The 20,254-nt window shown below is 62.1% G+C and carries 21 protein-coding genes, 1 tRNA gene and 2 riboswitches; of the genes, 9 read left to right on the top strand and 13 right to left on the bottom strand.

The window, feature by feature from the left end; translation table 11 throughout:
* Positions 1-3: 3 nt before the first annotated feature.
* The 3 genes from cobO to aroC are packed head-to-tail and all read right to left on the bottom strand — an operon-like array spanning position 4 to position 2,674.
* Entirely contained in the window at positions 4-597 is a 594-nt protein-coding gene (gene cobO / locus ABMC89_RS10850; protein WP_349567944.1) for a cob(I)yrinic acid a,c-diamide adenosyltransferase, read from the bottom strand.
* 24 nt (positions 598-621) lie between these two features.
* On the bottom strand, positions 622-1,557 hold the full coding sequence (locus ABMC89_RS10845; RefSeq protein ID WP_349568600.1) for a DMT family transporter: 936 nt from the start codon (positions 1,555-1,557) through the stop codon (positions 622-624).
* Positions 1,558-1,564: 7 nt separating this feature from the next.
* Positions 1,565-2,674 (bottom strand): chorismate synthase, encoded by a 1,110-nt coding sequence (gene aroC, locus ABMC89_RS10840; protein WP_349567943.1) that lies wholly within the window; start codon positions 2,672-2,674, stop codon positions 1,565-1,567.
* Positions 2,675-2,763: 89 nt separating this feature from the next.
* A riboswitch (TPP riboswitch) is annotated at positions 2,764-2,863 on the top strand.
* Positions 2,864-2,897: 34 nt separating this feature from the next.
* On the opposite strand from aroC, the gene thiB reads away from it, so the two are divergent.
* Genes thiB through ABMC89_RS10825 form a run of 3 tightly spaced genes read left to right on the top strand, consistent with a single transcriptional unit; the run spans position 2,898 to position 6,086 of the window.
* Positions 2,898-3,875, top strand: a complete 978-nt coding sequence (gene thiB / locus ABMC89_RS10835; protein WP_349567942.1) for a thiamine ABC transporter substrate binding subunit — start codon at positions 2,898-2,900, stop codon at positions 3,873-3,875.
* The gene (locus tag ABMC89_RS10830; protein WP_349567941.1) at positions 3,851-5,407 is read left to right on the top strand and encodes a thiamine/thiamine pyrophosphate ABC transporter permease ThiP; all 1,557 of its coding nucleotides are present in this window, start codon (positions 3,851-3,853) and stop codon (positions 5,405-5,407) included. Before thiB ends, ABMC89_RS10830 begins: the two co-directional genes overlap by 25 nt.
* Positions 5,394-6,086: a thiamine ABC transporter ATP-binding protein gene (locus ABMC89_RS10825; protein ID WP_349567940.1), complete on the top strand. Its 693-nt coding sequence runs from the start codon at positions 5,394-5,396 to the stop codon at positions 6,084-6,086. The genes ABMC89_RS10830 and ABMC89_RS10825 overlap by 14 nt, the downstream gene beginning before the upstream one ends.
* A 20-nt stretch (positions 6,087-6,106) precedes the next feature.
* Here ABMC89_RS10825 and ABMC89_RS10820 read toward each other — a convergent pair whose 3' ends face one another.
* Positions 6,107-6,562, bottom strand: coding sequence for a 6,7-dimethyl-8-ribityllumazine synthase (locus ABMC89_RS10820; RefSeq protein ID WP_349567939.1), 456 nt, complete (start codon positions 6,560-6,562; stop codon positions 6,107-6,109).
* A gap of 84 nt (positions 6,563-6,646) precedes the next feature.
* Positions 6,647-6,806: riboswitch (FMN riboswitch) on the bottom strand.
* A gap of 67 nt (positions 6,807-6,873) precedes the next feature.
* On the opposite strand from ABMC89_RS10820, the gene ABMC89_RS10815 reads away from it, so the two are divergent.
* The 5 genes from ABMC89_RS10815 (at position 6,874) to ABMC89_RS10795 (ending at position 11,070) form a co-directional block, all read left to right on the top strand.
* Positions 6,874-7,497 carry an FMN-binding negative transcriptional regulator gene (locus ABMC89_RS10815; protein WP_349567938.1) on the top strand — a complete coding sequence of 208 codons (624 nt, stop codon included), beginning with the start codon at positions 6,874-6,876 and terminating at the stop codon, positions 7,495-7,497.
* 60 nt (positions 7,498-7,557) lie between these two features.
* Positions 7,558-8,169 (top strand): glutathione S-transferase, encoded by a 612-nt coding sequence (locus ABMC89_RS10810; protein ID WP_349567937.1) that lies wholly within the window; start codon positions 7,558-7,560, stop codon positions 8,167-8,169.
* Positions 8,170-8,361: 192 nt separating this feature from the next.
* Positions 8,362-8,922 (top strand): ubiquinol-cytochrome c reductase iron-sulfur subunit, encoded by a 561-nt coding sequence (petA, locus tag ABMC89_RS10805; RefSeq protein ID WP_349567936.1) that lies wholly within the window; start codon positions 8,362-8,364, stop codon positions 8,920-8,922.
* Between the two features lie 12 nt (positions 8,923-8,934).
* The gene (gene petB / locus ABMC89_RS10800) at positions 8,935-10,278 is read left to right on the top strand and encodes a cytochrome b (RefSeq protein WP_349567935.1); all 1,344 of its coding nucleotides are present in this window, start codon (positions 8,935-8,937) and stop codon (positions 10,276-10,278) included.
* 12 nt (positions 10,279-10,290) lie between these two features.
* Entirely contained in the window at positions 10,291-11,070 is a 780-nt protein-coding gene (locus ABMC89_RS10795) for a cytochrome c1 (protein WP_349568598.1), read from the top strand.
* Between the two features lie 376 nt (positions 11,071-11,446).
* Here the strand turns inward: ABMC89_RS10795 and ABMC89_RS10790 are convergent, their stop codons facing one another.
* From ABMC89_RS10790 to dapF, 3 genes are read right to left on the bottom strand one after another with little or no spacing between them, the layout of a single operon-like run.
* Positions 11,447-12,103: a Crp/Fnr family transcriptional regulator gene (locus ABMC89_RS10790; RefSeq protein WP_349567934.1), complete on the bottom strand. Its 657-nt coding sequence runs from the start codon at positions 12,101-12,103 to the stop codon at positions 11,447-11,449.
* Positions 12,104-12,135: 32 nt separating this feature from the next.
* On the bottom strand, positions 12,136-13,392 hold the full coding sequence (gene mtaB, locus ABMC89_RS10785) for a tRNA (N(6)-L-threonylcarbamoyladenosine(37)-C(2))-methylthiotransferase MtaB (RefSeq protein WP_349567933.1): 1,257 nt from the start codon (positions 13,390-13,392) through the stop codon (positions 12,136-12,138).
* Positions 13,389-14,222, bottom strand: coding sequence for a diaminopimelate epimerase (gene dapF / locus ABMC89_RS10780; protein ID WP_349567932.1), 834 nt, complete (start codon positions 14,220-14,222; stop codon positions 13,389-13,391). The genes mtaB and dapF overlap by 4 nt, the downstream gene beginning before the upstream one ends.
* Positions 14,223-14,328: 106 nt before the next feature.
* Between dapF and ABMC89_RS10775 the strand changes: the two genes are divergently transcribed.
* Positions 14,329-14,404 (top strand) — tRNA-Lys (locus ABMC89_RS10775).
* Between the two features lie 453 nt (positions 14,405-14,857).
* On the opposite strand, the gene ABMC89_RS10770 is transcribed toward ABMC89_RS10775, so the two are convergent.
* The 6 genes from ABMC89_RS10770 to ABMC89_RS10745 form a co-directional block, all read right to left on the bottom strand.
* Positions 14,858-15,178, bottom strand: coding sequence for a hypothetical protein (locus ABMC89_RS10770; RefSeq protein WP_349567931.1), 321 nt, complete (start codon positions 15,176-15,178; stop codon positions 14,858-14,860).
* 157 nt (positions 15,179-15,335) lie between these two features.
* Entirely contained in the window at positions 15,336-16,067 is a 732-nt protein-coding gene (locus ABMC89_RS10765) for a proteasome-type protease (protein WP_349567930.1), read from the bottom strand.
* A 36-nt stretch (positions 16,068-16,103) separates the two neighbouring features.
* Complete coding sequence (locus ABMC89_RS10760; protein ID WP_349567929.1) at positions 16,104-16,901, bottom strand: transglutaminase family protein; 798 nt, start codon at positions 16,899-16,901, stop codon at positions 16,104-16,106.
* Positions 16,902-17,843 carry an alpha-E domain-containing protein gene (locus ABMC89_RS10755; RefSeq protein ID WP_349567928.1) on the bottom strand — a complete coding sequence of 314 codons (942 nt, stop codon included), beginning with the start codon at positions 17,841-17,843 and terminating at the stop codon, positions 16,902-16,904.
* On the bottom strand, positions 17,844-19,268 hold the full coding sequence (locus tag ABMC89_RS10750; protein WP_349567927.1) for a circularly permuted type 2 ATP-grasp protein: 1,425 nt from the start codon (positions 19,266-19,268) through the stop codon (positions 17,844-17,846).
* A gap of 100 nt (positions 19,269-19,368) precedes the next feature.
* On the bottom strand, positions 19,369-20,250 hold the full coding sequence (locus ABMC89_RS10745) for an MBL fold metallo-hydrolase (protein WP_349567926.1): 882 nt from the start codon (positions 20,248-20,250) through the stop codon (positions 19,369-19,371).
* Between the last annotated feature and the right edge of the window lie 4 nt (positions 20,251-20,254).

The following is a 20,254-nucleotide window of genomic DNA, read 5'->3' as shown; positions in this document are numbered from 1 at the left end:
CCTTCAGTAGTCCACGCCGCGCTGCGCCTTGATGCCCGCTTTGAATGGGTGCTTCACTTCGGTCATTTCGGTGACCAGATCGGCATAGTCGCACAGTTCGGCCTTGGCGTCACGGCCCGTCAGGATCACGCCGGTACGTGCATTGCGCGCCTCCAGACCGGCGATCACATCCGCAACCGACAGATAGTCGTAGCGCATGGCGATGTTGATCTCGTCCAGAACGATCAGGTCATAGTCGCCGCTTTCCATCATGTCGCGGGCCTTGGCGAAAGCCGCCTGCGCCGCCGCGATGTCGCGGTCCTTGTCCTGCGTGTCCCAGGTGAACCCTTCGCCCATCGTATGCCAGGTCACCTCTCCCAGACGGTCGAAGAACTGGCGTTCGCCGGTTTTCCATTTGCCCTTGATGAACTGCACGACGCCGACGGTCTGCTTCCAGCCGAGCGCGCGGATCACCACACCGAAAGCGGAGGAGGATTTGCCTTTGCCCGCGCCGGTGTGCACCAGCACGAGGCCCTGCTCGGGGTCTTTAAGCTCCGAGACCTTCTTTCGCTGTTCGGCCTGACGCTCTTGCATCTTTTCCTTGTGGTCGTCGGTCATTGAAAGCTCCCTTCGGGGTTGATCTCAGGATTTCGGGACGGATACGGCGCGGATCTTGCCGCGCTCCATCCCCAGTTGATGTTCGCGCCAGATCACGAGCACGCCCGCCACAATCACGAGCGAGGCGCCCGCCAGCATCATCACCGTGGGCAGTTCTCCGAAGATGACGTAGCCCAGCACGATGGCAAAAAGCATCGAGGTATAGTCATAGGGCGCCAGCATCGACACCGATCCGAACCGGTAGGAGGAGGTCACGAGGATCTGGGCCACGCCGCCCACCAGCCCCGCCGACACGAGCAAGAGTGCAGTCTGCCCGGTGGGGACGACCCAGCCGAAGGGCAGGGTGAACAGCGACAGGACGGTCGCGGTGGCCGAAAAGTAAAAGACGATCGCGGCTGTATGTTCGTTCTGCACCAGCTGGCGCAGGTGTATCTGGACAAGGCTGCGCATCAGCGTGGCCCCGAGGATCATCAGCGCACCGATGGTGGCCATGTGATCCAGCCGCGCGCCGCCAAACCGGGGCCAGAGGATGATGATGACCCCGACAAGCCCGACGGCGACCGCGCTGATCCGCAGGAATCGGATGCGTTCTCCGAGCATCAGCGCGGCAAGAAGCACCGTGAAGATCGGAGTGGCGAACCCGATGGCCGTGACTTCGGGCAGGGGCAGCAGGCCCAGCCCGCCGAACGTCAGACCCATGGCTGTGGTGCCGAACAGGCCCCGCCAGACGTGGCCCATCGGCTTCTTGGCTTTCAGGCCGATTTTCAGCTGCCCGCGCTGGGCCAGCCAGGCAAGGATGATCGGGATGGCAAACAGCGAGCGGAAGAATACCTGCTCGCCTGGGGGGATCTCGTCCGAGGTGGATTTGATGATCGCCGACATGCAGGTGAACAGAAAGATCGCGGTGATTTTCAGGGCAACACCGAGTGCCGGTCTGGCTGAGAAATCCTCGACCTTCATCGCGTCATCACGCGCCGGGCCCGATCGTGCCGCGGTTTTCACCGACCTGCCCGCGGTGGAGGAGCAGGTGATCGAGGATCACGCAGGCCATCATCGCCTCGCCCACCGGCACCGCGCGGATGCCGACGCAGGGGTCGTGACGGCCCTTGGTGATGATCTCGGTCTCTTCGCCGGTCTTGGTGATGGTACGGCGGGTGGTCAGGATGCTGGAGGTCGGCTTGACGGCAAAGCGCACGACGATGTCCTGTCCGGTGCTGATCCCGCCCAGAATGCCGCCCGCGTGATTTGACGAATACTGCGGGCCGTCGGGGCCCATGGTGATCTCGTCCGCGTTCAGCTCGCCGGTCAGCATGGCCGCCGACATGCCCTCGCCGATCTCGACGCCCTTCACGGCATTGATGCTCATCATCGCGGCCGCCAGATCGGTATCGAGCTTGCCGTAAACAGGCGCGCCGATGCCCGCAGGGACACCGCGCGCGGTGACCTCAATGATCGCCCCGACGGAAGACCCCGATTTGCGCAGGCCATCGAGATAGTCTGCCCAATCGGCTGCCGCGCGGGCGTCCGGGACCCAGAAAGGGTTCTGCTCGATCTGGTCCCAGTCGAACGCATCCCGGTCGATCTTGTGCGGTCCCATCTGCACCATGTAGCCGGTGATCTGCACGTTCGGCGCGATCGCCTTGATCGCCTCGCGGGCCAAACCGCCCGCCGCGACCCGGCTGGCCGTCTCGCGCGCCGAGGACCGTCCGCCGCCGCGATAATCGCGCACGCCGTACTTCTGGAAATAGGTGATGTCCGCATGACCGGGGCGGAACTTGTCCTTGATATCGCCGTAGTCCTTCGACCGTTGGTCGGTGTTTTCAATCAACAACTGCACGGGGGTGCCGGTGGTCACGCCTTCGAACGTGCCAGACAGAATCCGGACCTCATCCGCCTCGCGGCGCTGGGTGGTGAATTTGTTCTGCCCGGGTTTGCGCTTGTCGAGCCAGTGCTGGATCATGCCCGCGTCGATCTCTACGCCCGGGGGGCAGCCATCCACGGTCGCACCCAAAGCCGGCCCGTGGCTTTCGCCCCAGGTGGTCACACGGAAAAGATGGCCAAAGCTGTTGATCGACATGCGGTGCTCCTTCCTCCCTGCCTTAGCCGGGGGAGCGGGTGCGCTCAAGGGGATTTGCCTTGCCAAGGGGATGCAGCTGTCCTAGCTCTTGGGGCACCTCGGGGGGCGCTGCGGCGCTGAGATTGCGAAAGCTGACCCGTTGAACCTGAACCGGTTAACACCGGCGGAGGGAAGGTCTGGACATCCATCCAAACGTTTCTGACGCCGCAATTTGGAGGATGCCATGAAGTATCTTACGTTTGCAGCAGCAACATTCGGCGCCAGTGCCGCACTGGCACAAACACCCGTGCTTACCGTCTATACATACGACAGCTTCACGTCCGACTGGGGCCCGGGCCCGGTGATCGAAAAGGCGTTCGAGGAAGTCTGCGCCTGCGATCTGAACCTTGTGGGCATGGGCGATGGCGCAGCACTTCTCGCGCGGCTGCGGCTTGAGGGCGCGCGGTCTGACGCAGATGTGGTGATGGGGCTCGATACGTCGCTGATCGCTGCCGCGAAGGAAACCGGTCTTTTTGCCGAGACGCCTGTGGAGGCCGCCTACGATCTGCCGGTCGCGTGGAACGACCCGGTTTTCGTGCCCTACGATTGGGGTTATTTCGCATTCGTTCACAACAAGGATTTCGAAGCGCCCACGGATTTCCGCGCGCTGGCGGAAAGTGACGCGTCGATCATCATCCAGGATCCGCGTTCGTCGACTCCCGGTCTGGGCCTTCTGATGTGGGTCAAGTCGGCCTACGGCGACGAGGCATCGGCGATCTGGGAAGGGCTGGCCGATAACGTCGTGACGGTCACCAAAGGCTGGTCCGAAGCCTACGGTCTGTTCCTCGAGGGGGAATCGGACATGGTGCTGAGCTATACGACTTCGCCCGCCTACCACCTGATCGCCGAGGACGACGACAGCAAGACCACTGCATCCTTCACCGAAGGTCACTACATGCAGATCGAGGTGCTGGGCCGGCTTGCCGGCAGCGATACACCGGATCTGGCCGCGCAATTCATGGAATTCATGGTCTCCGACGCGGCGCAATCGGCACTGCCCACGACGAACTGGATGTACCCGGCGGTGACACCCGATGGCGGGTTGCCCGACGGGTTCGACACCCTGACAACGCCTGAAAAGGCGCTGCTGACACCTGCCGAAGAGGTGCCCGCGATCCGCGAGGAAGCTTTGGCCGAATGGCTCAACGCATTGTCCCAATAGGATCTAGGGCAGGGATCGGCGCGGCGGGGCTTACCCTCGCGCTGATCCTCGCCGCACTTGTCGCGGTTCTGTTGCGGGCCGAGGCGGGATCGGGGCTGGCCCCGAGCGATTGGGCCGCAATCAGGTTTACGGTGCATCAGGCGCTCTGGTCTGCGGGGCTGTCCGTTCTTCTTGCGCTGCCGGTCGCGCGGGCCTTGGCGCGGCGCCGCTTTGTCGGGCGCGGTGCGCTGGTGACGCTGCTGGGCGCGCCATTCATTCTGCCGGTGATCGTGGCGGTCTTCGGTCTGCTGACAGTGTTCGGGCGGAACGGCTGGATGAATGACCTGCTGGCGGCGCTGGGCCTTCCGGGCGTGTCGGTCTACGGATTTCACGGGGTCGTACTCGCCCATGTCTTTTTCAACCTGCCGCTGGCGACGCGGTTGCTGTTGCAGGGCTGGCAGACCATTCCGGCGGAGCGTTTCAGGCTCGCCGCGCAATTGCGCCTGACGCCATGGGCCGTGTTTCAGGCAATCGAACGTCCGATGCTCTTGCAGATGGTGCCCGGCATTTTCGTTCTGATCTTCGTGATCTGCCTGACCAGTTTTGCCGTGGCACTGACGCTGGGCGGCGGGCCGCGCGCCACGACGGTCGAACTGGCGATCTATCAGGCCTTCCGTTTCGATTTCGATCTGGGGCGCGCGGCGATGCTGTCTGTGGTGCAGCTGGTCCTCGCGGGGGGGCTGGCGCTGGCGGCGTTGCGGTTCGTTCCGCAGATCAGCGTAGGCGGCGGGCTGGACCGCGTCCGCCAGCGCTGGGATGCGAACCGCGCGGCGCAGCGGCTTCTTGATGGTGCATGGATCACCTCCGCTGCCGCGTTTCTGCTGCTTCCGCTGTGCGCCGTCGTGCTGCGCGGCCTCGGGGGGCTGGCCCTCATGCCCGTTTCGGTCTGGGAGGCGGCCGGTATCTCGATTGCGGTGGCGGGGCTGAGCATTTGCGTCATGCTGGCGCTGGCGCTGCCGATGTCGGGCTGGATCGCCAGCCGCCGGGGCGGCGGGATGGAGGCCATCGGGCTTCTGGGTTTGTCGGCCTCTCCGCTGATGATCGGGACCGGATGGTTCCTGCTGATAAATCCGGTTGCCGATCCTTTCGATTTTGCGCTGGCTGTCACGGTGATCGTCAACGCGATGATGGCGCTGCCTTTCGCGCTGCGCACGATGGTGCCGCCGATGCGTGATACGATACAGGTCTACGGGCGGCTGGCGGCGACGCTGGATCTTCGTGGGTTTGGCTTCTGGCGCATCGTGCTGTTGCCCCGCCTGCGCAGCCAGATCGGGTTCGCCGCCGGTCTGACGGGGGCGCTGTCCATGGGCGATTTGGGGGTGATCACGCTTTTTGCCAATCCCGACCGGGTCACGCTGCCGTTGCAGATGTACCGCCTGATGGGGGCCTACCAGATGGAGGCCGCAGCCGGTGCGGCGCTTTTGCTTCTGGTGCTGAGCCTTGCCGTTTTCTGGATTTGTGACAGGGGAGGGCGCCTGCGTGCTGAAGCTTGAAAATGCAGTGATCGCGCAGGGCGATTTCGAGCTGCGGGCCGATCTGTCGATCCTGCCTGGCCGGAAATACGCGGTGATCGGGCCTTCGGGCGCGGGCAAATCCACATTGCTTAACGCGATGGCGGGGTTTGTGGCGCTTCGGGCCGGGCGGCTGATGTGGGACGACCGCGACCTGACCCATTCGGCGCCCGGCGCACGCCCGATGACGATGCTTTTTCAGGACAACAATCTTTTCGGCCATCTGAGCGTGATGCAAAACGTGGGGCTGGGTCTGCGGCCTGACTTGCGTCTGACCGCGCCCGAGCGGGAACGTGTCGGCGCGGCGCTCGCGCGGGTCGGATTGCAGGGCAAGGCGCAGTCAAAGCCGGGGACGCTGTCCGGCGGGCAACAAAGCCGCGTCGCGCTGGCGCGGGTGCTGGTGCAGGCCGAGCCGCTGCTGCTGCTGGATGAGCCATTCGCGGCGCTCGGTCCCGCGCTGCGCAACGAAATGCTGGATCTTGTGCAGGAACTCGTCGGAGAGACCAACGCCGCGCTGGTGATGGTCACCCACGCGCCGCAGGACGTGCGGCGGATCGCGGATGACGTCATCTTCGTGGAGGGCGGTCGCGCCCATGCGCCGCGTCCGGCGGCGGCGCTGATGGATGATCCGCCGCCGGAATTGCGTGCCTATCTGGGCTGAAGTGCCGGCAGGGCCGCTCGCTATTCGGCAGCGACCTGAACTGCGGGCGCCTCGGTAATCGACAGGGCAGCGCGGGCAGCCTCGCGGCCCTTTTCGACGAAATGCGCGCGGTAGATCGCGTTGTGGTGATCCGTTTCCTGATAGTGGTGCGGGGTCAGCGACACCGAAAGCACAGGCACCCCTGTATCCAGCCCCACCCGCATCAGACCGTCCACCACGGCGCTGGCGACGAAATCGTGGCGGTAGATGCCGCCGTCCACCACGAAGGCGGCACAGATGACGGCATCGTATGTGCCCGTCCGGGCCAGTTGCTGCGCTTTCAGCGGCAGCTCGAACGCACCGGGGACGTCGAATACATCGGTCCGCGCATCCGGTGCCGTTTCGATAAAGCCGTCCAGCGCGCGATCCACGATGTCGGCATGCCACTGGGCCTTCACAAAGGCGAAGCGGCGGGGGGCGGAAGTGTCGTCTTTCATGTCTGATCTCCTTTAGGTTCGACGTTCCACCCAAGGCGATCACAGGCCGCAAGCCGCCTTTCGTTTCCGAAAGCGGTCTGTCGCCTGCATTCTCTTCCATCCGGACTGTAACCGTCGGCTCCGGCATCTCACCGGATCTGCTTGTCCCGGTGCCTTCCGAGGAATGGCCGCCGGCGCTCGCGGGCTCGGAGCGCGAAGGCTCCATACCGCCGGTGGGGAATTTCACCCCGCCCTGAGAATGGCTTCTTATTGCCAAGAGACGCACCGCTCTGCAATAGCTCGTGCAACGTAACCCTGCGGAGGAGACGGTGATGCACCCCAATCCGGTCTACCACGACGCCGAAAAGGCCCGGAATCTTGCTTTCGCGGCGGAACGTGGCTTTGGCACGCTTGCGGTGTCGTCCGATGGGGTCCCGTTGCTGAGCCATGTGCCATTCCTGATCGACGCGGGCGGGGCCTCTGCCGATCTGCATCTGGTGCGCTCGAACCCGATCGCACGGCTGGACGAATCGCGGGTCCCCGCGCGGATCGCCGTGTCGGGACCGGACAGCTATGTATCGCCCGACTGGTACGAGGCCGAAGATCAGGTGCCGACGTGGAACTACATCGCTGTCCAGCTCACCGGTACGCTTGAACGGCTGCCCGCCGACCGGATGCGCGACATGCTGGACAAGCAATCCGCCGGCTACGAGACGCGCCTTTTGCCCAAGACGCCCTGGACCACGGACAAGATGACGCCGGACGCCCTGGACCGGATGATGCGCGCGATCGTTCCCTACCGGTTTCACATCGAAGACATCGACGGCACGTGGAAACTTGGCCAGAACAAGCCCGACGCGGTGCGCCGCGCGGCGGCGGACCGGATGGCCGAACACGGCTTCGGAAGCGAAGCCGGTGTTCTGGCGCGGATGATGCGCGACCTCGATCACCGCTGAACGGCTTGCGCCGGATCGCATTTGGGGAAACAGTGACCGCGCAACATGAGGGATACCGCCATGAAACTCTATTACGCACCAACATCGCCCTACGTGCGCAAGGTCATGATCGTTCTGGAAGAGACGGGCCAGCGGAACGATGTCGAGATCATCAATACTGTAACGACACCTGTCGCGGCGGATGCTGCCCTTTTGACCAAGAATCCGCTGTCGAAGGTTCCGGCACTCGAGCGGACGGATGGCCCGACGCTATATGACAGCCGTGTTATTACCGCCTACCTCAATGACCGCGCGGGCGGATCGCTTTATCCGCAGGGCGCGCGCCGCTGGGATACGCTGACGCTCGAGGCGACGGCGGATGGTATGCTCGATGCCGCGCTGCTGATGGTATACGAAGGACGCATCCGTCCCGAAGACAAGCGGATGCCCGAGTGGATCGAGGGCCAGTGGGACAAGATCGCACGGGCAGCGACCGCGCTGAACACACGCTGGATGAGCCACCTGCAAGGGCCGCTGGACATGGGGCAGATCGCTGTAGGCTGTGCGCTGGCCTACATCGATTTCCGCCATGGCGCGCGGGACTGGCGCAGTGGCAACGACGAACTGGCGAAATGGTTCGAAGCCTTCGAATCGCGTGAATGGATGAAATCGACGCGCCCGCCGGAGGCCTGAACCGCAGCGCAATGCCTGCTTTTGGCCTTCAATTCGGGCTACTATTCCTTGGGCTGCGACGGTTTGCGCGCCTAAACCATCTGGACGCTGGCGCGGTGGCAAGCTAGATACCGCCCTAATATCCGATGCGCCGGGGCAGGTGCGTCTTAATACCTGTTGGCCGCGGTGCGGCCCCGAAACGGAGACTCCAACGTGTCACAAGCAGATGATACCGCAGGCAATCGCAGAGATTTCCTCTATTATGCAACCGCTGGCACCGGCGCCGTAGCCGTGGGTGCCGCGGTCTGGCCGCTGGTCAACCAGATGAACCCCTCTGCGGATGTTCAGGCGCTCGCGTCGATCCGCGTTGATGTCAGCGCCGTCGAACCCGGCACGCAGCTGACCGTCAAATGGCTGGGCAAACCTGTTTTCATCCGCCGCCGCACTGAGGAAGAGATCGCCGACGGCCGCGCCGTCGACCTGTCCGAGCTTCCCGATCCGAATGCAGAGAACGCGAACCTCGCCGACGGCACACCCGCGCTGGACGAAAACCGCACGCTGGACGAAGCGGGCGAGTGGCTGGTGATGATGGGCGTTTGCACGCACCTCGGCTGTGTGCCGCTGGGCGATGCCGGTGATTTCGGTGGCTGGTTCTGCCCCTGCCACGGGTCGCACTATGATACAGCAGGCCGCATCCGCCGCGGACCCGCGCCGACGAACCTTCCGGTCCCACGGGCCGAATTCGTCGATGAAACAACAATTCTACTCGGTTAAAGGATAGTACCTATGTCTGGAATTCCTCACGACCATTACGAGCCGAAGTCCGACGGCGAGAAGTGGGTGCAAAAGCGCCTGCCGATCCTCGGACTGGCCTACGATACACTCTTCATCCCCACACCCAAGAACCTGAACTGGATGTGGATCTGGGGCATCGTTCTGACCTTCTGTCTCGTGCTGCAGATCATCACCGGCATCGTGCTGGCGATGCACTATACCCCGCACGTGGACGAGGCCTTCGCCTCGGTCGAGCATATCATGCGCAACGTGAACGGCGGCTACATGCTGCGGTACATGCATGCGAACGGCGCCTCGCTGTTCTTCATCGCGGTCTATGCGCATATTTTCCGCGGCCTTTACTACGGGTCTTACAAGGCACCCCGTGAGATCACGTGGATCATCGGTATCCTGATCTACCTGCTGATGATGGGCACGGCCTTCATGGGCTACGTCTTGCCCTGGGGCCAGATGTCGTTCTGGGGCGCTACGGTTATCACCGGTCTCTTCGGTGCCATCCCGTTCATCGGTGAGCCGATCCAGACACTGCTGCTGGGCGGTCCCGCCGTGGACAACGCAACGCTGAACCGCTTCTTCTCGCTGCACTATCTTTTCCCCTTCGTGATCGCGGGTCTTGTTGTCCTGCACATCTGGGCCTTCCACACCACGGGCAACAACAACCCAACGGGTGTCGAAGTGCGCCGCACGTCGAAAGAAGAAGCGCAGAAAGACACGCTGCCGTTCTGGCCCTACTTCGTGATCAAGGACCTGTTCGCGCTGGCGGTCATCATGGTCGTGTTCTTCGCGGTCGTAGGCTTCATGCCGAACTACCTCGGTCACCCCGACAACTACATCGAGGCGAACCCCCTCGCGACACCCGCGCACATCGTCCCCGAATGGTACTTCCTACCGTTCTACGCGATCCTGCGTGCGTTCACCGCAGAGGTCTGGGTGGTGCAGATTGCCTCTTTCGTGACCGGTGGCATCATCGACGCCAAATTCTTCGGCGTGCTGGCCATGTTCGGTGCGATCGCTGCAATGGCGGCTGTGCCATGGCTCGATACATCGCGGGTCCGTTCGGGCCGCTATCGTCCGATGTTCAAATGGTGGTTCGCCCTGCTGGTGGTCGATTTCTTCGCCCTCATGTGGCTCGGCGCGATGCCCGCGGAAGAGCCATATGCGACGCTCTCTCTGATCGCATCGACCTACTGGTTCGCCTACTTCCTCGTGATTCTGCCGCTGCTTGGTGTGATCGAGAAACCGATCGAGCAACCAGAGACAATCGCAGCCGACTTTGACGCGCACTATGCGCCGAAAACCGGCGGAACCAAGACACTTGTGAACCCTGCGGAGTAACGCGAGATGAATATGATCAAAGCAACACTGCTCTCCGCCGCGCTGGCGCTTACCGCGCCAGCGGCAATGGCCGCCGAAAGCAGCGGACACGAGATCGAGAATATCGATTTCCCGTTCGATGGTCCTTTTGGCGCCTACGATGTGAACCAGCTTCAGCGCGGGCTCCAGATCTACACCGAAGTCTGCTCGGCCTGCCACGGTCTGCGTTACGTGCCTTTCCGCACGCTGAGCGATGACGGTGGCCCGAGCCTGCCGGACGACCAGATGCGCGCCTATGCCGCCCAGTACGAAGTCTATGACGAAGAGCTGGACGATTTCCGCGAAGCGAAGCCAACGGATCACTTCCCGATGTCGTCGCTTTCAAACGCTCCTGACCTGTCGTTGATGGCGAAGGCGCGTGCGGGTTTCCACGGCCCTTACGGTCTGGGGATCAACCAGTTCTTCAAGGGTATCGGTGGTCCTGAATACATCGCTGCCCTGCTTCACGGCTATACCGGTGAAGAGAAAGAGCAGGCGGGTGTAATCCTCTATGAGAACGATTACTTCCCCGGTGGGTGGATCGCCATGGCGCCCCCGCTCTACGATGAAGCGGTCGAATTCGAGGATGGCCACGCCAACACGGTCGAAGCGATGGCCGAGGACGTTGCCGCGTTTCTCATGTGGACAGCCGAGCCCAAGCTTGGTGCCCGCAAGCAGGCCGGTTTTGCCGGTGTCGTCTTCCTGACGCTGCTGTCGGTGCTGCTGTATCTGACCAACAAACGCCTCTGGGCATCGGTCAAGCGCAAGGACTGACCACTGCGTGTGTGAATGAAGGAACGCCCGCTGGTTCGCCCGGCGGGCGTTTCGCGTTCTAGACATGCGAAAGCCCTTCTGATCCGAGGGGATCGAAGGGCTTTCTCGAGTGCCGAAATGAAGGAAGCGAGGCCGGCACCCGATAGGCTAAATTTATTTTTGTAATATGCCGGAAGGCCCCTTCCGAAGAGTGAACCCCGGATCAAGAAGCTTAGCCCCCGTCACCGCGTGCCCGGCATTACTTGGATCTGTTTGACCGCGAGACGCCAGGAATATACTGGCGCGGGTTTCTCTTGGTCACATTATCTATGGACCGAGCATGCGCTGCGGATATGTTCTGGTCTGTGAACTGTTTCACAGAGCAATGAAATTTCTTTCAATTGCCGGCAATATCCCGAAGCGCATCCATATCGACCACGGTGATCGTACTGCGGCCCATGGAAATCACGCCCTCACGTTTCCAGCCCGCGAGCGTTTTTGAAACCGTCTCGCGGGTCGTTCCCACGAAAGAGGCCAGATCGGCGTGGGACATTCGCAATTCGGAGCCACCAATGCCGCAGTAGTGAACGATCCGGCGCGCCAGACGGGTCGGGGCATCCATGAAGACCTGTTCGTGATATTGCGTCGACATCCAGCGCATCCGCTTGCCCGCAAGCTCGATCAGGTCGACGCAGAGTTCCGGCTTTTCCTGCAGCGCGTCCAGCACGTCCGCATTTCGCAGCCCCCAGACTTCGGTCGGTTCAATGGCTGTGATCGTCGCCGTGCGTGGTCCGGGCGAGAACAGGGCGATTTCCCCGATCAATTCTCCCGCGCCCATCATATCGAGCCCGAGCTTCTGACCGCTTTTCGACAGCACGCTGACCTCTACAAGCCCGCTGGCGATGGCGAAGAGCGTGTCGCCCGGATCTCCCTGCGAAAAAAGGGTCTCTCCTGCAGCGAGGTGGCGCCGTGTTGCCCGCTCCTCGATCATGTTGCGCAGCGCCGCCGAGGCAGACGAAAGAAAGCCGATATCGCCAAGCGATGCTTGCGCCATGGGTGCGGTCCGTTCAATGGGTCAGTCGGGCGTTACGCCCGCAGCTCCATTCCAGCCTGCCCTGTTATCCTTGCGCGGACAATAGCGCCTTCGGGCTGCTCTGTCTCGAACCGGACTTCCGCAAATTGCGGGGTGCGGCCCATCAGCGGATTTTCCATCAGGATATCGTGGGTGCGCCCTACCTGATCCGAAAGATGGTGCTGGACCCGTGCTTCGCCTGCGGCGCGCAGCTGGGCGGCGCGGTCCTTGATGGTGCGGCCATCGACCTGTGCGGGGATCTTGGCAGCCGGCGTTCCCTCGCGTTTCGAGTAGGGAAAAACATGCAGCCATGTCAGCTGGCAGTCTTCGACCAGTTTCAGCGAGTTCTCGAAATGTGCATCGGTTTCGGTGGGAAAACCCGCGATGATATCGGCGCCGAAGGTCATATCGGGCCGCAGCCGCAAGGCGTCCTCGCAAAAGCGGATTGCATCGTCGCGCAGGTGGCGTCGCTTCATCCGCTTCAGAATCAGGTCATCACCGTGCTGCAAAGACAGGTGCAGATGCGGCATCAGCCGCGCTTCGGTGGCGATCGCGGTCATCAGGTTCTCGTCGACCTCGATCGAATCGATGGAGCTGATGCGCAGGCGTGGCAGGTCCGGCACCAGCCGCAGGATCCGCATGACCAGATCGCCGAGTTTCGGCTGGGCGGGCAGGTCCGCCCCCCACGACGTCAGATCGACGCCGGTCAGCACGACCTCGTTAAAGCCCTTGTCGACCAGCCGCTTGATCTGTTCGACCACCACGCCGGCGGGAACCGACCGAGAATTGCCGCGACCGTAGGGGATGATGCAGAAAGTGCAGCGATGGTCACAGCCGTTCTGGACCTGGACATAGGCACGGCTGCGGGTGCCGAAACCGTCGATCAGATGGCCCGCCGTTTCGCGCACCGACATGATGTCGTCGACCTGTACCGCCTCGGTCTCGCCGATGAAATCCGCAGCGAGGCCCTTCCATGTGTCGGGCAGCATCTTTTCCGTGTTGCCGATCACGGCATCGACCTCTTCCATGGCGGTAAAGGTCTGCGGTTCGGTCTGGGCGGCACAGCCCGTGACGATCAGCCGGGCGTCCGGGTGGGCCTTGCGCAGCTTGCGGATGTCCTGACGCGCCTTGCGCACGGCTTCCGCTGTGACCGCGCATGTGTTCACCACGATGGCGTCACGCAATCCGGCACCGTCGGCGAGTTCTTTCATCGCTTCCAGTTCATACTGGTTCAGACGGCAGCCATGGTTCGAGAATACGGGCGCGGTCATCGGGCGCTCTCCAGAAACTCTGTGGTGAACGTCCCGTTCGAGACATGCATCGTTGGCCCGGTCATCCAGACGCCATCGTCGCGCCAGTCTATCATGATCGTCCCGCCATCAAGGTCGATACGAACGGTGCGCCCGGTCAGCCCACGGCGCGCCGCCGCAACGGCGGTCGCGCAGGAGGACGATCCGGATGCAAGCGTCAGACCGACACCGCGTTCCCAGACCCGCATGCGAATATGATTCGGACCTGTCAGGTGGGCGACCTGAACATTCGTGCGCTGCGGGAATAATGCGTGATTCTCATGCAAGGGACCGAAGGTCTCCAGATCCACAGCCAATGCATCGGGCACGAAGAAGGTGCAATGCGGATTGCCCATGCCCGTGGCAGTTGGTCCGCCAGCGATGGGCAGTTCCAGCGTCTCCATTTCGCGCGCGAGGGGGATTTCGTCCCAGTTGAGCTGCGGGTGGCCCATGTTTACCGATGTCAGCCCGTCACCCGCGTCCACCGCGAACAGATCACCGCGATCCGTTGTCAGATGCAGCGCGTCCGTGCCCGTTTCGGTCATCAGATAGCGGGCGATACAGCGTGTCGCGTTTCCGCAGGCCGCGGACGTGGACCCATCGGCATTATAGAAGGTCAGATGCGCGTCGCCGCTGCCGGTCCCGATCACGGCAAGCTGGTCGAAACCGATGCCGGTATGGCGGTCGGCAATCGCCCGCACCAGGCTGTCGGACAAGGCGACCGGACGCGCGCGCGCGTCAACGACGACAAAGTCGTTTCCCAGCCCGTGCATCTTCATGAAAGGCAGTTCTGTAGGGTGATCGCGGTCCATTCCGCGCATATAACGAGGCGGCGCCGGTTATTCCAGCGGCTGGTCTCAGATTCATGCCGTTATGGGGTTGACCCTGACCCAGCACGTTTCTAAACAGCGCGTCAGTGGGCCCTTAGCTCAGTTGGTAGAGCAACTGACTTTTAATCAGTGGGTCGCAGGTTCGAATCCTGCAGGGCTCACCACTTTATCCGAAAGATACGCTATCAAGCTTCCGACCGTGTCGGTCGTGTGCTTGCAAGCTGCCGGAAAACTTGCCCTGCGCCATCGCTTGCCTCGGCAAAGCATTCGGGGGGCCAGTCGCTCCAATATCGTGCAGAGCGGTTGCCATGCCTGCGTTGTGTCACCCGCGAAATAGCGTGACGGGCTATGTGGGCGTGACCGCTCCAGAGCCTTCGCGATATGCCGCGCGCCGATAGAGGCCCCATGCGCCGCATAGAGAGCACCCAGCAGCGTCGCGGGGGTGTTGAGCGCCAAGCCGGCGGGGCGCGCGCCCTGACCAGGCAGATCGTCTTGCAAGGCCGCAATCTGGGGGCCGAGCGACAACACCTGCCAGAGACCCGATGCGAGGCGATTCTCTTCGACTGCGGAAAGGGCGTTGAACTGGGCGGACAGCGCTGCCCGGAGTTCCTGCTCGCTCAGTTGGGGTGCGACCAGCCGCGCGAACAGGGGATGTCGGTGAAGCGCCTCGTGATCCGCGCGCCTGTCATCGGGGCGATTTCGCGGGCAATCCCGTCATGCAGATCGCCCAGCGGCATCCCGATACAGGCCGCAGGTGCAATGCCGAGGACGGTATCCAAATTGTCCGATACGCCAACGATCAAATGGGTGTCGAATTCGATGATCACCATGGCGGCCATGTTCTGGATCATGCCTGACAGATGGATCTGCTCCTGCGCGCAGGTATCAAGATTGCAGGCATCCGGCCGCCGGAAGAACTGGTATAGCGATTGGTTCAAGGTGTCCCCTCGCTCTGTGACCGCCCCTTCTGGGCGGCGCTACAGGCAGTCCTAGGGGCAGAAGATCGAGGATGATTGAACACGCAGGGGGCAGGCCGATGGCGCCGCCGCCTCCGGCCCGGAAGCGCCGTCGCAGCCCTTCAATTCAGGTGGTGTTCTAGAAGGTGTAGTTGGGCAGCTGCCGGAACGCATCGCGCAGCGCGTCACCCCAGCCGTTCGAGATCGTCTGGTACACAGGATCGTCCTGTTCGATCCGCTTCGAGCGGCTGTTGTCGAAACTGTCCACCTCGTAGACCTGCAAATCGAAGGGCAGTCCGACGGAAAGGTTCGATTTGACCGTCGAGTCGAAAGAGACAAGCAACAGTTTGATCGCGTCTTCAAAACTCATGCTTGGCTCATAGGCCCGCACGAGGATCGGTTTGCCGTATTTGGTCTCGCCGATCTGGAAGAAAGGGGTGTCATCGGTAATCTCGATAAAGTTGCCCGCCGGATAGACGAGGAATACCGTAGGCTGGCCGCCCATGATCTGCCCGCCCACGATAACGGACGCGCTGAACTGGTCAGCCGATGCCTGACCCTCAGGGGTGCTTTCTGCGATCACCTCTTTCAGCGTGGCGCCGACAAGGCGGGCCACCTGAAACATCGTCTTCTCGTGCAATATGTTCGGATTGCGCTCTTCGGGGGATTTCGAACGCTCTTCCAGCAGGCTGACGAGGGATTGCGTCGTGGCAAGGTTGCCCGCAGTCATGATCGTGATGGACCGTTCGCCCGGGACTGTCCAGCTGAACATCTTTTTCGCCACGGCAAAATTGTCGACACCCGCATTTGTACGGGTATCCGACATGAACACGAGGCCCTGATCCAGCTTCATGCCAACGCAATATGTCATTTCCGGCTTCCAATCACGACGTGTGATCCGCGCTATTTACTGTTGAACCTGCAAGGACACAACGAGTGTTTCATCCGCTGCGCCCACGCGAATACCCTCGATCGGCGAAGCATCGCGCGCGTCGCGTCCGGTGGCAATCCGCACATAGCGCTCGTCGGGTGAATATCCGTTCGAGACATCGAAACCGACCCAGCCGAGCGTATCCAGATAGGCTTCTACCCACGCGTGGGAGGCATCCTGGTCGATACGGTCGTTCATCATCAGATAACCGCTGACGTAACGCGCCGGCACACCGGCAACCCGCGCCGCCGCAGCAAAGATCTGGGCGTGATCCTGACAAACGCCGCCGCCTGTCTTCAACGCTTCTTCGGCGGTGGTCTGGCTGTTGGTAACCCCCAGCGTGTAGGGAACGGCCTTCAGCACTTCTGCCGAGAGGCTGTGCAGCCCATCCAGTGTGTCGTCGCTGTCGCTGACTGTCCGGGCCAGATCGCGGACCGTATCGCCCGGCGTCGTAGGCCCGGTGGGTTCCAGAAAGTGCCACAAGGGCGCGCGTCCGTAGACTTTGCCCAGCACGCCTGTGCCCGGCTCTGTCACCACTGTCCCGCTGGCGCGCACGGAGACTTCGGTCGCGCCCGGTGTGACGCTGACCAGATCGACGTGGTTGCCGTAGTGATCCTTGTAAGAGGCCTCGATCTGGCCGCCGTCTATGTCGATGGACCAGTCCGGCACCGTCTGAAGCACATTCGGTAACGGGCGCAGACGCAGTTTTTGCAGCGCATAGGATACCGGTGCGCTGTAGCGATAGTGTGTCTGGTGCGAGATCTTGAGTTCCATCTATGCAATGAACCTGTAGTCCTGCTCGATCCGGTGGGCAAGGTTTGCGTTGTTGGAGATGATCTCGTTAATTACATCGTGCAGCCCGTCGTCGAAGATCGAGGCAATGTCGCGGCTGGCCAGACGCTGGTACATGCTCTCGGCCTGTTGCTGCGAGTCGGAACGGATGCCGTAGCCCTCGGCGATACGCCGCAAGCCATCGGTGATCTCGCCCGCGCAGAACATGATCGAACGCGGCATACGTTTGTCGAGGATCAGGAATTCCGCGATGGCGGGGGCGGCAAATTCCTCTTCCACCGCCCAGCGGAACGATCTGTGCGCCGACACCGAGCGCAGCAGGGTTTCCCATTGAACATTGTCCATGCGGCTGCCCACGAAGGCGGGCGAGGGCAAAAGCGAATAGTATTTCACGTCGATGATCCGCGCGGTGCTGTCGAGCCGTTCGATCATCATCCCAAGCTTGCAGAATTCGTAGATGTCATTGCGCAGCATCGTGCCGTGCAGGGCACCGCGCACCAGCGCCGATTGCTGCCGGATGTTGGCAAGGATCGCGGGCAATTCCGTCTCCGGCACCGGCTCCTTGAGCAGATCGCGCAGCATCATCCACGTGTCGTTGACCGCAAACCAGACCTCGGTCGTCAGGGCGGTGCGGACCAGTCGCGCGTTGTCCCGCGCGGCCTTGATCACTGACAGGACAGAGTTGGGATTGTTCTGATCCCTCAGCAGGTAGTCGATGACGCGTGCACTGTCATATCCATCGTGAACCGCCTCATAGGCGGACTGGCTCGACGAGGTGACGATCACCGACTTCCATTCCGCCTCCGCGTCGTTCGATCGTGTCAGCGCAATACGAAATCCGGCCTCGACCAGGCGCGCGGTGCTTTCGGCCCGCTCGAGATAGCGAAACATCCAGTACAGGCCGCCTGCGGTTTTTCCCAGCATTCAGGCCTCCAGTACCCATGTGTCTTTTGTCCCGCCGCCCTGCGACGAATTCACGACCAGCGATCCCTCGGACAGCGCGACCCGCGTCAGCCCGCCGGGCGTGATATTGACGCCCTGTGGCGATACCAGCGCGAAGGGGCGCAGGTCGACGTGACGGGGCGCAAGCCCGCTTTCGGTAAAGATCGGGACCGTCGACAGCGAGAGCGTGGGTTGCGAGATATAATTGCCCGGCTTCGCCTTCAGCTTGTCCGCGAAATCCGCGAGCTCCTTCTTGCTGGCGGCGGGGCCGACCAGCATGCCGTAGCCCCCTGAACCGTGCACTTCCTTGACCACCAGATCCGCAAGGTTATCGAGAGTGTATTTCAGGCTTTCGGGGTCCGAGCAGCGGTGGGTCTCTACGTTCTTCAGGATCGCACGTTCGCCGGTGTAGAATTCGACGATCTCGGGCATGTAGCTGTAGATCGCCTTGTCGTCCGCAATCCCGGTGCCCGGTGCGTTCGCGATGGTGATATTGCCCGCGCGGTAGACATCCATGATCCCCGGCACACCCAGCATCGACGACGGATTGAAGGTGAGCGGATCAAGGTATTCGTCATCCACGCGCCGGTAAAGCACGTCGATCTGTCGGTAGCCGCGCGTCGTGCGCATGGCGATATGGCCGTCGACGACGCGCAGGTCGTGCCCTTCGACCAGTTCCACGCCCATCTGATCGGCGAGGAAGCTGTGTTCGTAATAGGCCGAGTTATACATGCCCGGTGTCAGAACCGCGACGCAGGGCCTGTTGCCCGCCGAGGCCGGTGCCGAAGCCGCCAGAGCCCGGCGCAGGTTCTTGGGATAATCGCCAACCTGCTGCACACGGATCGTGCTGAACAGTTCCGGGAACATTTGCAGCATCGTCTCGCGGTTTTCGAGCATGTAGCTGACGCCCGAAGGCGTGCGGGCATTGTCTTCGAGAACGTAGAAATCGTCTTCGCCGGTGCGCACGATATCTGTGCCGACGATGTGGGTATAGACACCACCCGGCGGGGTGAAATCGAGCATCTGCGGCAAGAAGGCCTCGTTCCGGGCAATCAGGTGTTTCGGCACGACCCCCGCGCGCAGGATCTCCTGCCGGTTATAGATATCGTGCAGGAAAGCATTGATCGCGCTGACGCGCTGCTCGATCCCGCGCGAGAGTTTGGCCCATTCCTGATGGGCCACGATCCGCGGCACCAGGTCGAAGGGGATCAGCCGCTCCTCGGCGGCTTCCTGTCCGTAGACATTGAAGGTGATGCCGGTCCGCCGGAAGAAGGCCTCCGCCTCGCTGGCCTTCTGGGCAAGACGTTTGTTGTCCTGACGGGCGAACCACTCGTGGTAGGAGGCATAGGGGCCGCGCGGCCCGTTGCCGGTCAGCATTTCGTCGAAAAATTTGGGAGACTCGATCATGTATCGAGCTTGTGCCAAACCAGCGGAAGAGGCAATGAAACCTGCCGGAAATTGAGCGCTCTGCGGTCATTGCCTAATAATCGGGCAGACCTTCAGGCGCTCAGATCCCGTTGACCGGCACTTTCAGCATCGGGTTTCCGTCCTTGTCGGTGGGCAGACGGCCTGCGCGCATGTTCACCTGTAGCGACGGGATGATCAGCTTGGGCATCGCAAGCTGTGCGTCACGCTCGGTGCGGAACCGTATGAATTCCTCGCGGGTCTTGCCGCCGCCGACGTGGATGTTCTTTGCCTTCTGCTCGGCCACCGTGGTTTCCCACTGGATCACGCGCCCGTTGGGGCCGTAGTCGTGGCACATGAAAAGCCGCATGTCGTCCGGCAGGGACAATACCTTCTGGATACTGTCGTAGAGCTCGCCCGCGTCACCGCCGGGAAAATCCGCACGCGCCGATCCTCCGTCGGGCATGAACAGCGTGTCACCTGCGAAGGCGGCATCGCCGATCACGTGGACCATGCAGGCGGGCGTGTGGCCGGGGGTGTACATGGCGAAACCTTCCATGCTGCCGACCTTGTAGGTGTCGCCGTCCTTGAACAGCGCGTCGAACTGGCTGCCGTCCCGTTCGAATTCGGTCCCCTCGTTGAAGATTTTGCCGAAAGTCTCCTGAACGACCATGATCTTCTCGCCTACGCCGATCTTGCCGCCCAGCCGCTGTTGGATGTAGGGCGCGGCGCTCAGATGGTCGGCGTGGACGTGGGTTTCAATGATCCAGTCCAGCGTCAGATCGCGCGCCTCGATCTCGGCGATCAGGGCGTCGGCGTGGTCATAGGTGATGCGGCCTGCCGCGTAGTCGATGTCCATCACGCTGTCGATGATCGCACAGTGATTGGTCTGTGGATCGACAACAAGATAGGTGATCGTGTTCGTCGCTTCGTCGAAGAAGCCTGTGACCTCGGGTTTGACGTTCAAGTTGACGGGATAGTCCATTGCA

Origin of the sequence: Sulfitobacter sp. HNIBRBA3233 (assembly GCF_040149665.1) — a bacterium.
Taxonomy (GTDB): Bacteria; Pseudomonadota; Alphaproteobacteria; order Rhodobacterales; family Rhodobacteraceae; genus Sulfitobacter; species Sulfitobacter marinivivus.
Note: the sequence above shows the minus strand (reverse complement) of the source record. Positions and strands in the feature narration are given on the sequence as shown.

What these genes read in the sequence shown, in the direction of transcription:
- cobO (WP_349567944.1), bottom strand. Translation starts at nt 597, where the DNA reads ATGACCGACGACCACAAGGAAAAGATGCAAGAGCGTCAGGCCGAACAG.
- ABMC89_RS10845 (WP_349568600.1), bottom strand. Translation starts at nt 1,557, where the DNA reads ATGAAGGTCGAGGATTTCTCAGCCAGACCGGCACTCGGTGTTGCCCTG.
- aroC (WP_349567943.1), bottom strand. Translation starts at nt 2,674, where the DNA reads ATGTCGATCAACAGCTTTGGCCATCTTTTCCGTGTGACCACCTGGGGC.
- thiB (WP_349567942.1), top strand. Translation starts at nt 2,898, where the DNA reads ATGAAGTATCTTACGTTTGCAGCAGCAACATTCGGCGCCAGTGCCGCA.
- ABMC89_RS10830 (WP_349567941.1), top strand. Translation starts at nt 3,851, where the DNA reads ATGGCTCAACGCATTGTCCCAATAGGATCTAGGGCAGGGATCGGCGCG.
- ABMC89_RS10820 (WP_349567939.1), bottom strand. Translation starts at nt 6,562, where the DNA reads ATGAAAGACGACACTTCCGCCCCCCGCCGCTTCGCCTTTGTGAAGGCC.
- ABMC89_RS10815 (WP_349567938.1), top strand. Translation starts at nt 6,874, where the DNA reads ATGCACCCCAATCCGGTCTACCACGACGCCGAAAAGGCCCGGAATCTT.
- ABMC89_RS10810 (WP_349567937.1), top strand. Translation starts at nt 7,558, where the DNA reads ATGAAACTCTATTACGCACCAACATCGCCCTACGTGCGCAAGGTCATG.
- petB (WP_349567935.1), top strand. Translation starts at nt 8,935, where the DNA reads ATGTCTGGAATTCCTCACGACCATTACGAGCCGAAGTCCGACGGCGAG.
- ABMC89_RS10795 (WP_349568598.1), top strand. Translation starts at nt 10,291, where the DNA reads ATGATCAAAGCAACACTGCTCTCCGCCGCGCTGGCGCTTACCGCGCCA.
- ABMC89_RS10790 (WP_349567934.1), bottom strand. Translation starts at nt 12,103, where the DNA reads ATGGCGCAAGCATCGCTTGGCGATATCGGCTTTCTTTCGTCTGCCTCG.
- mtaB (WP_349567933.1), bottom strand. Translation starts at nt 13,392, where the DNA reads ATGACCGCGCCCGTATTCTCGAACCATGGCTGCCGTCTGAACCAGTAT.
- dapF (WP_349567932.1), bottom strand. Translation starts at nt 14,222, where the DNA reads ATGGACCGCGATCACCCTACAGAACTGCCTTTCATGAAGATGCACGGG.
- ABMC89_RS10765 (WP_349567930.1), bottom strand. Translation starts at nt 16,067, where the DNA reads ATGACATATTGCGTTGGCATGAAGCTGGATCAGGGCCTCGTGTTCATG.
- ABMC89_RS10760 (WP_349567929.1), bottom strand. Translation starts at nt 16,901, where the DNA reads ATGGAACTCAAGATCTCGCACCAGACACACTATCGCTACAGCGCACCG.
- ABMC89_RS10755 (WP_349567928.1), bottom strand. Translation starts at nt 17,843, where the DNA reads ATGCTGGGAAAAACCGCAGGCGGCCTGTACTGGATGTTTCGCTATCTC.
- ABMC89_RS10750 (WP_349567927.1), bottom strand. Translation starts at nt 19,268, where the DNA reads ATGATCGAGTCTCCCAAATTTTTCGACGAAATGCTGACCGGCAACGGG.
- ABMC89_RS10745 (WP_349567926.1), bottom strand. Translation starts at nt 20,250, where the DNA reads ATGGACTATCCCGTCAACTTGAACGTCAAACCCGAGGTCACAGGCTTC.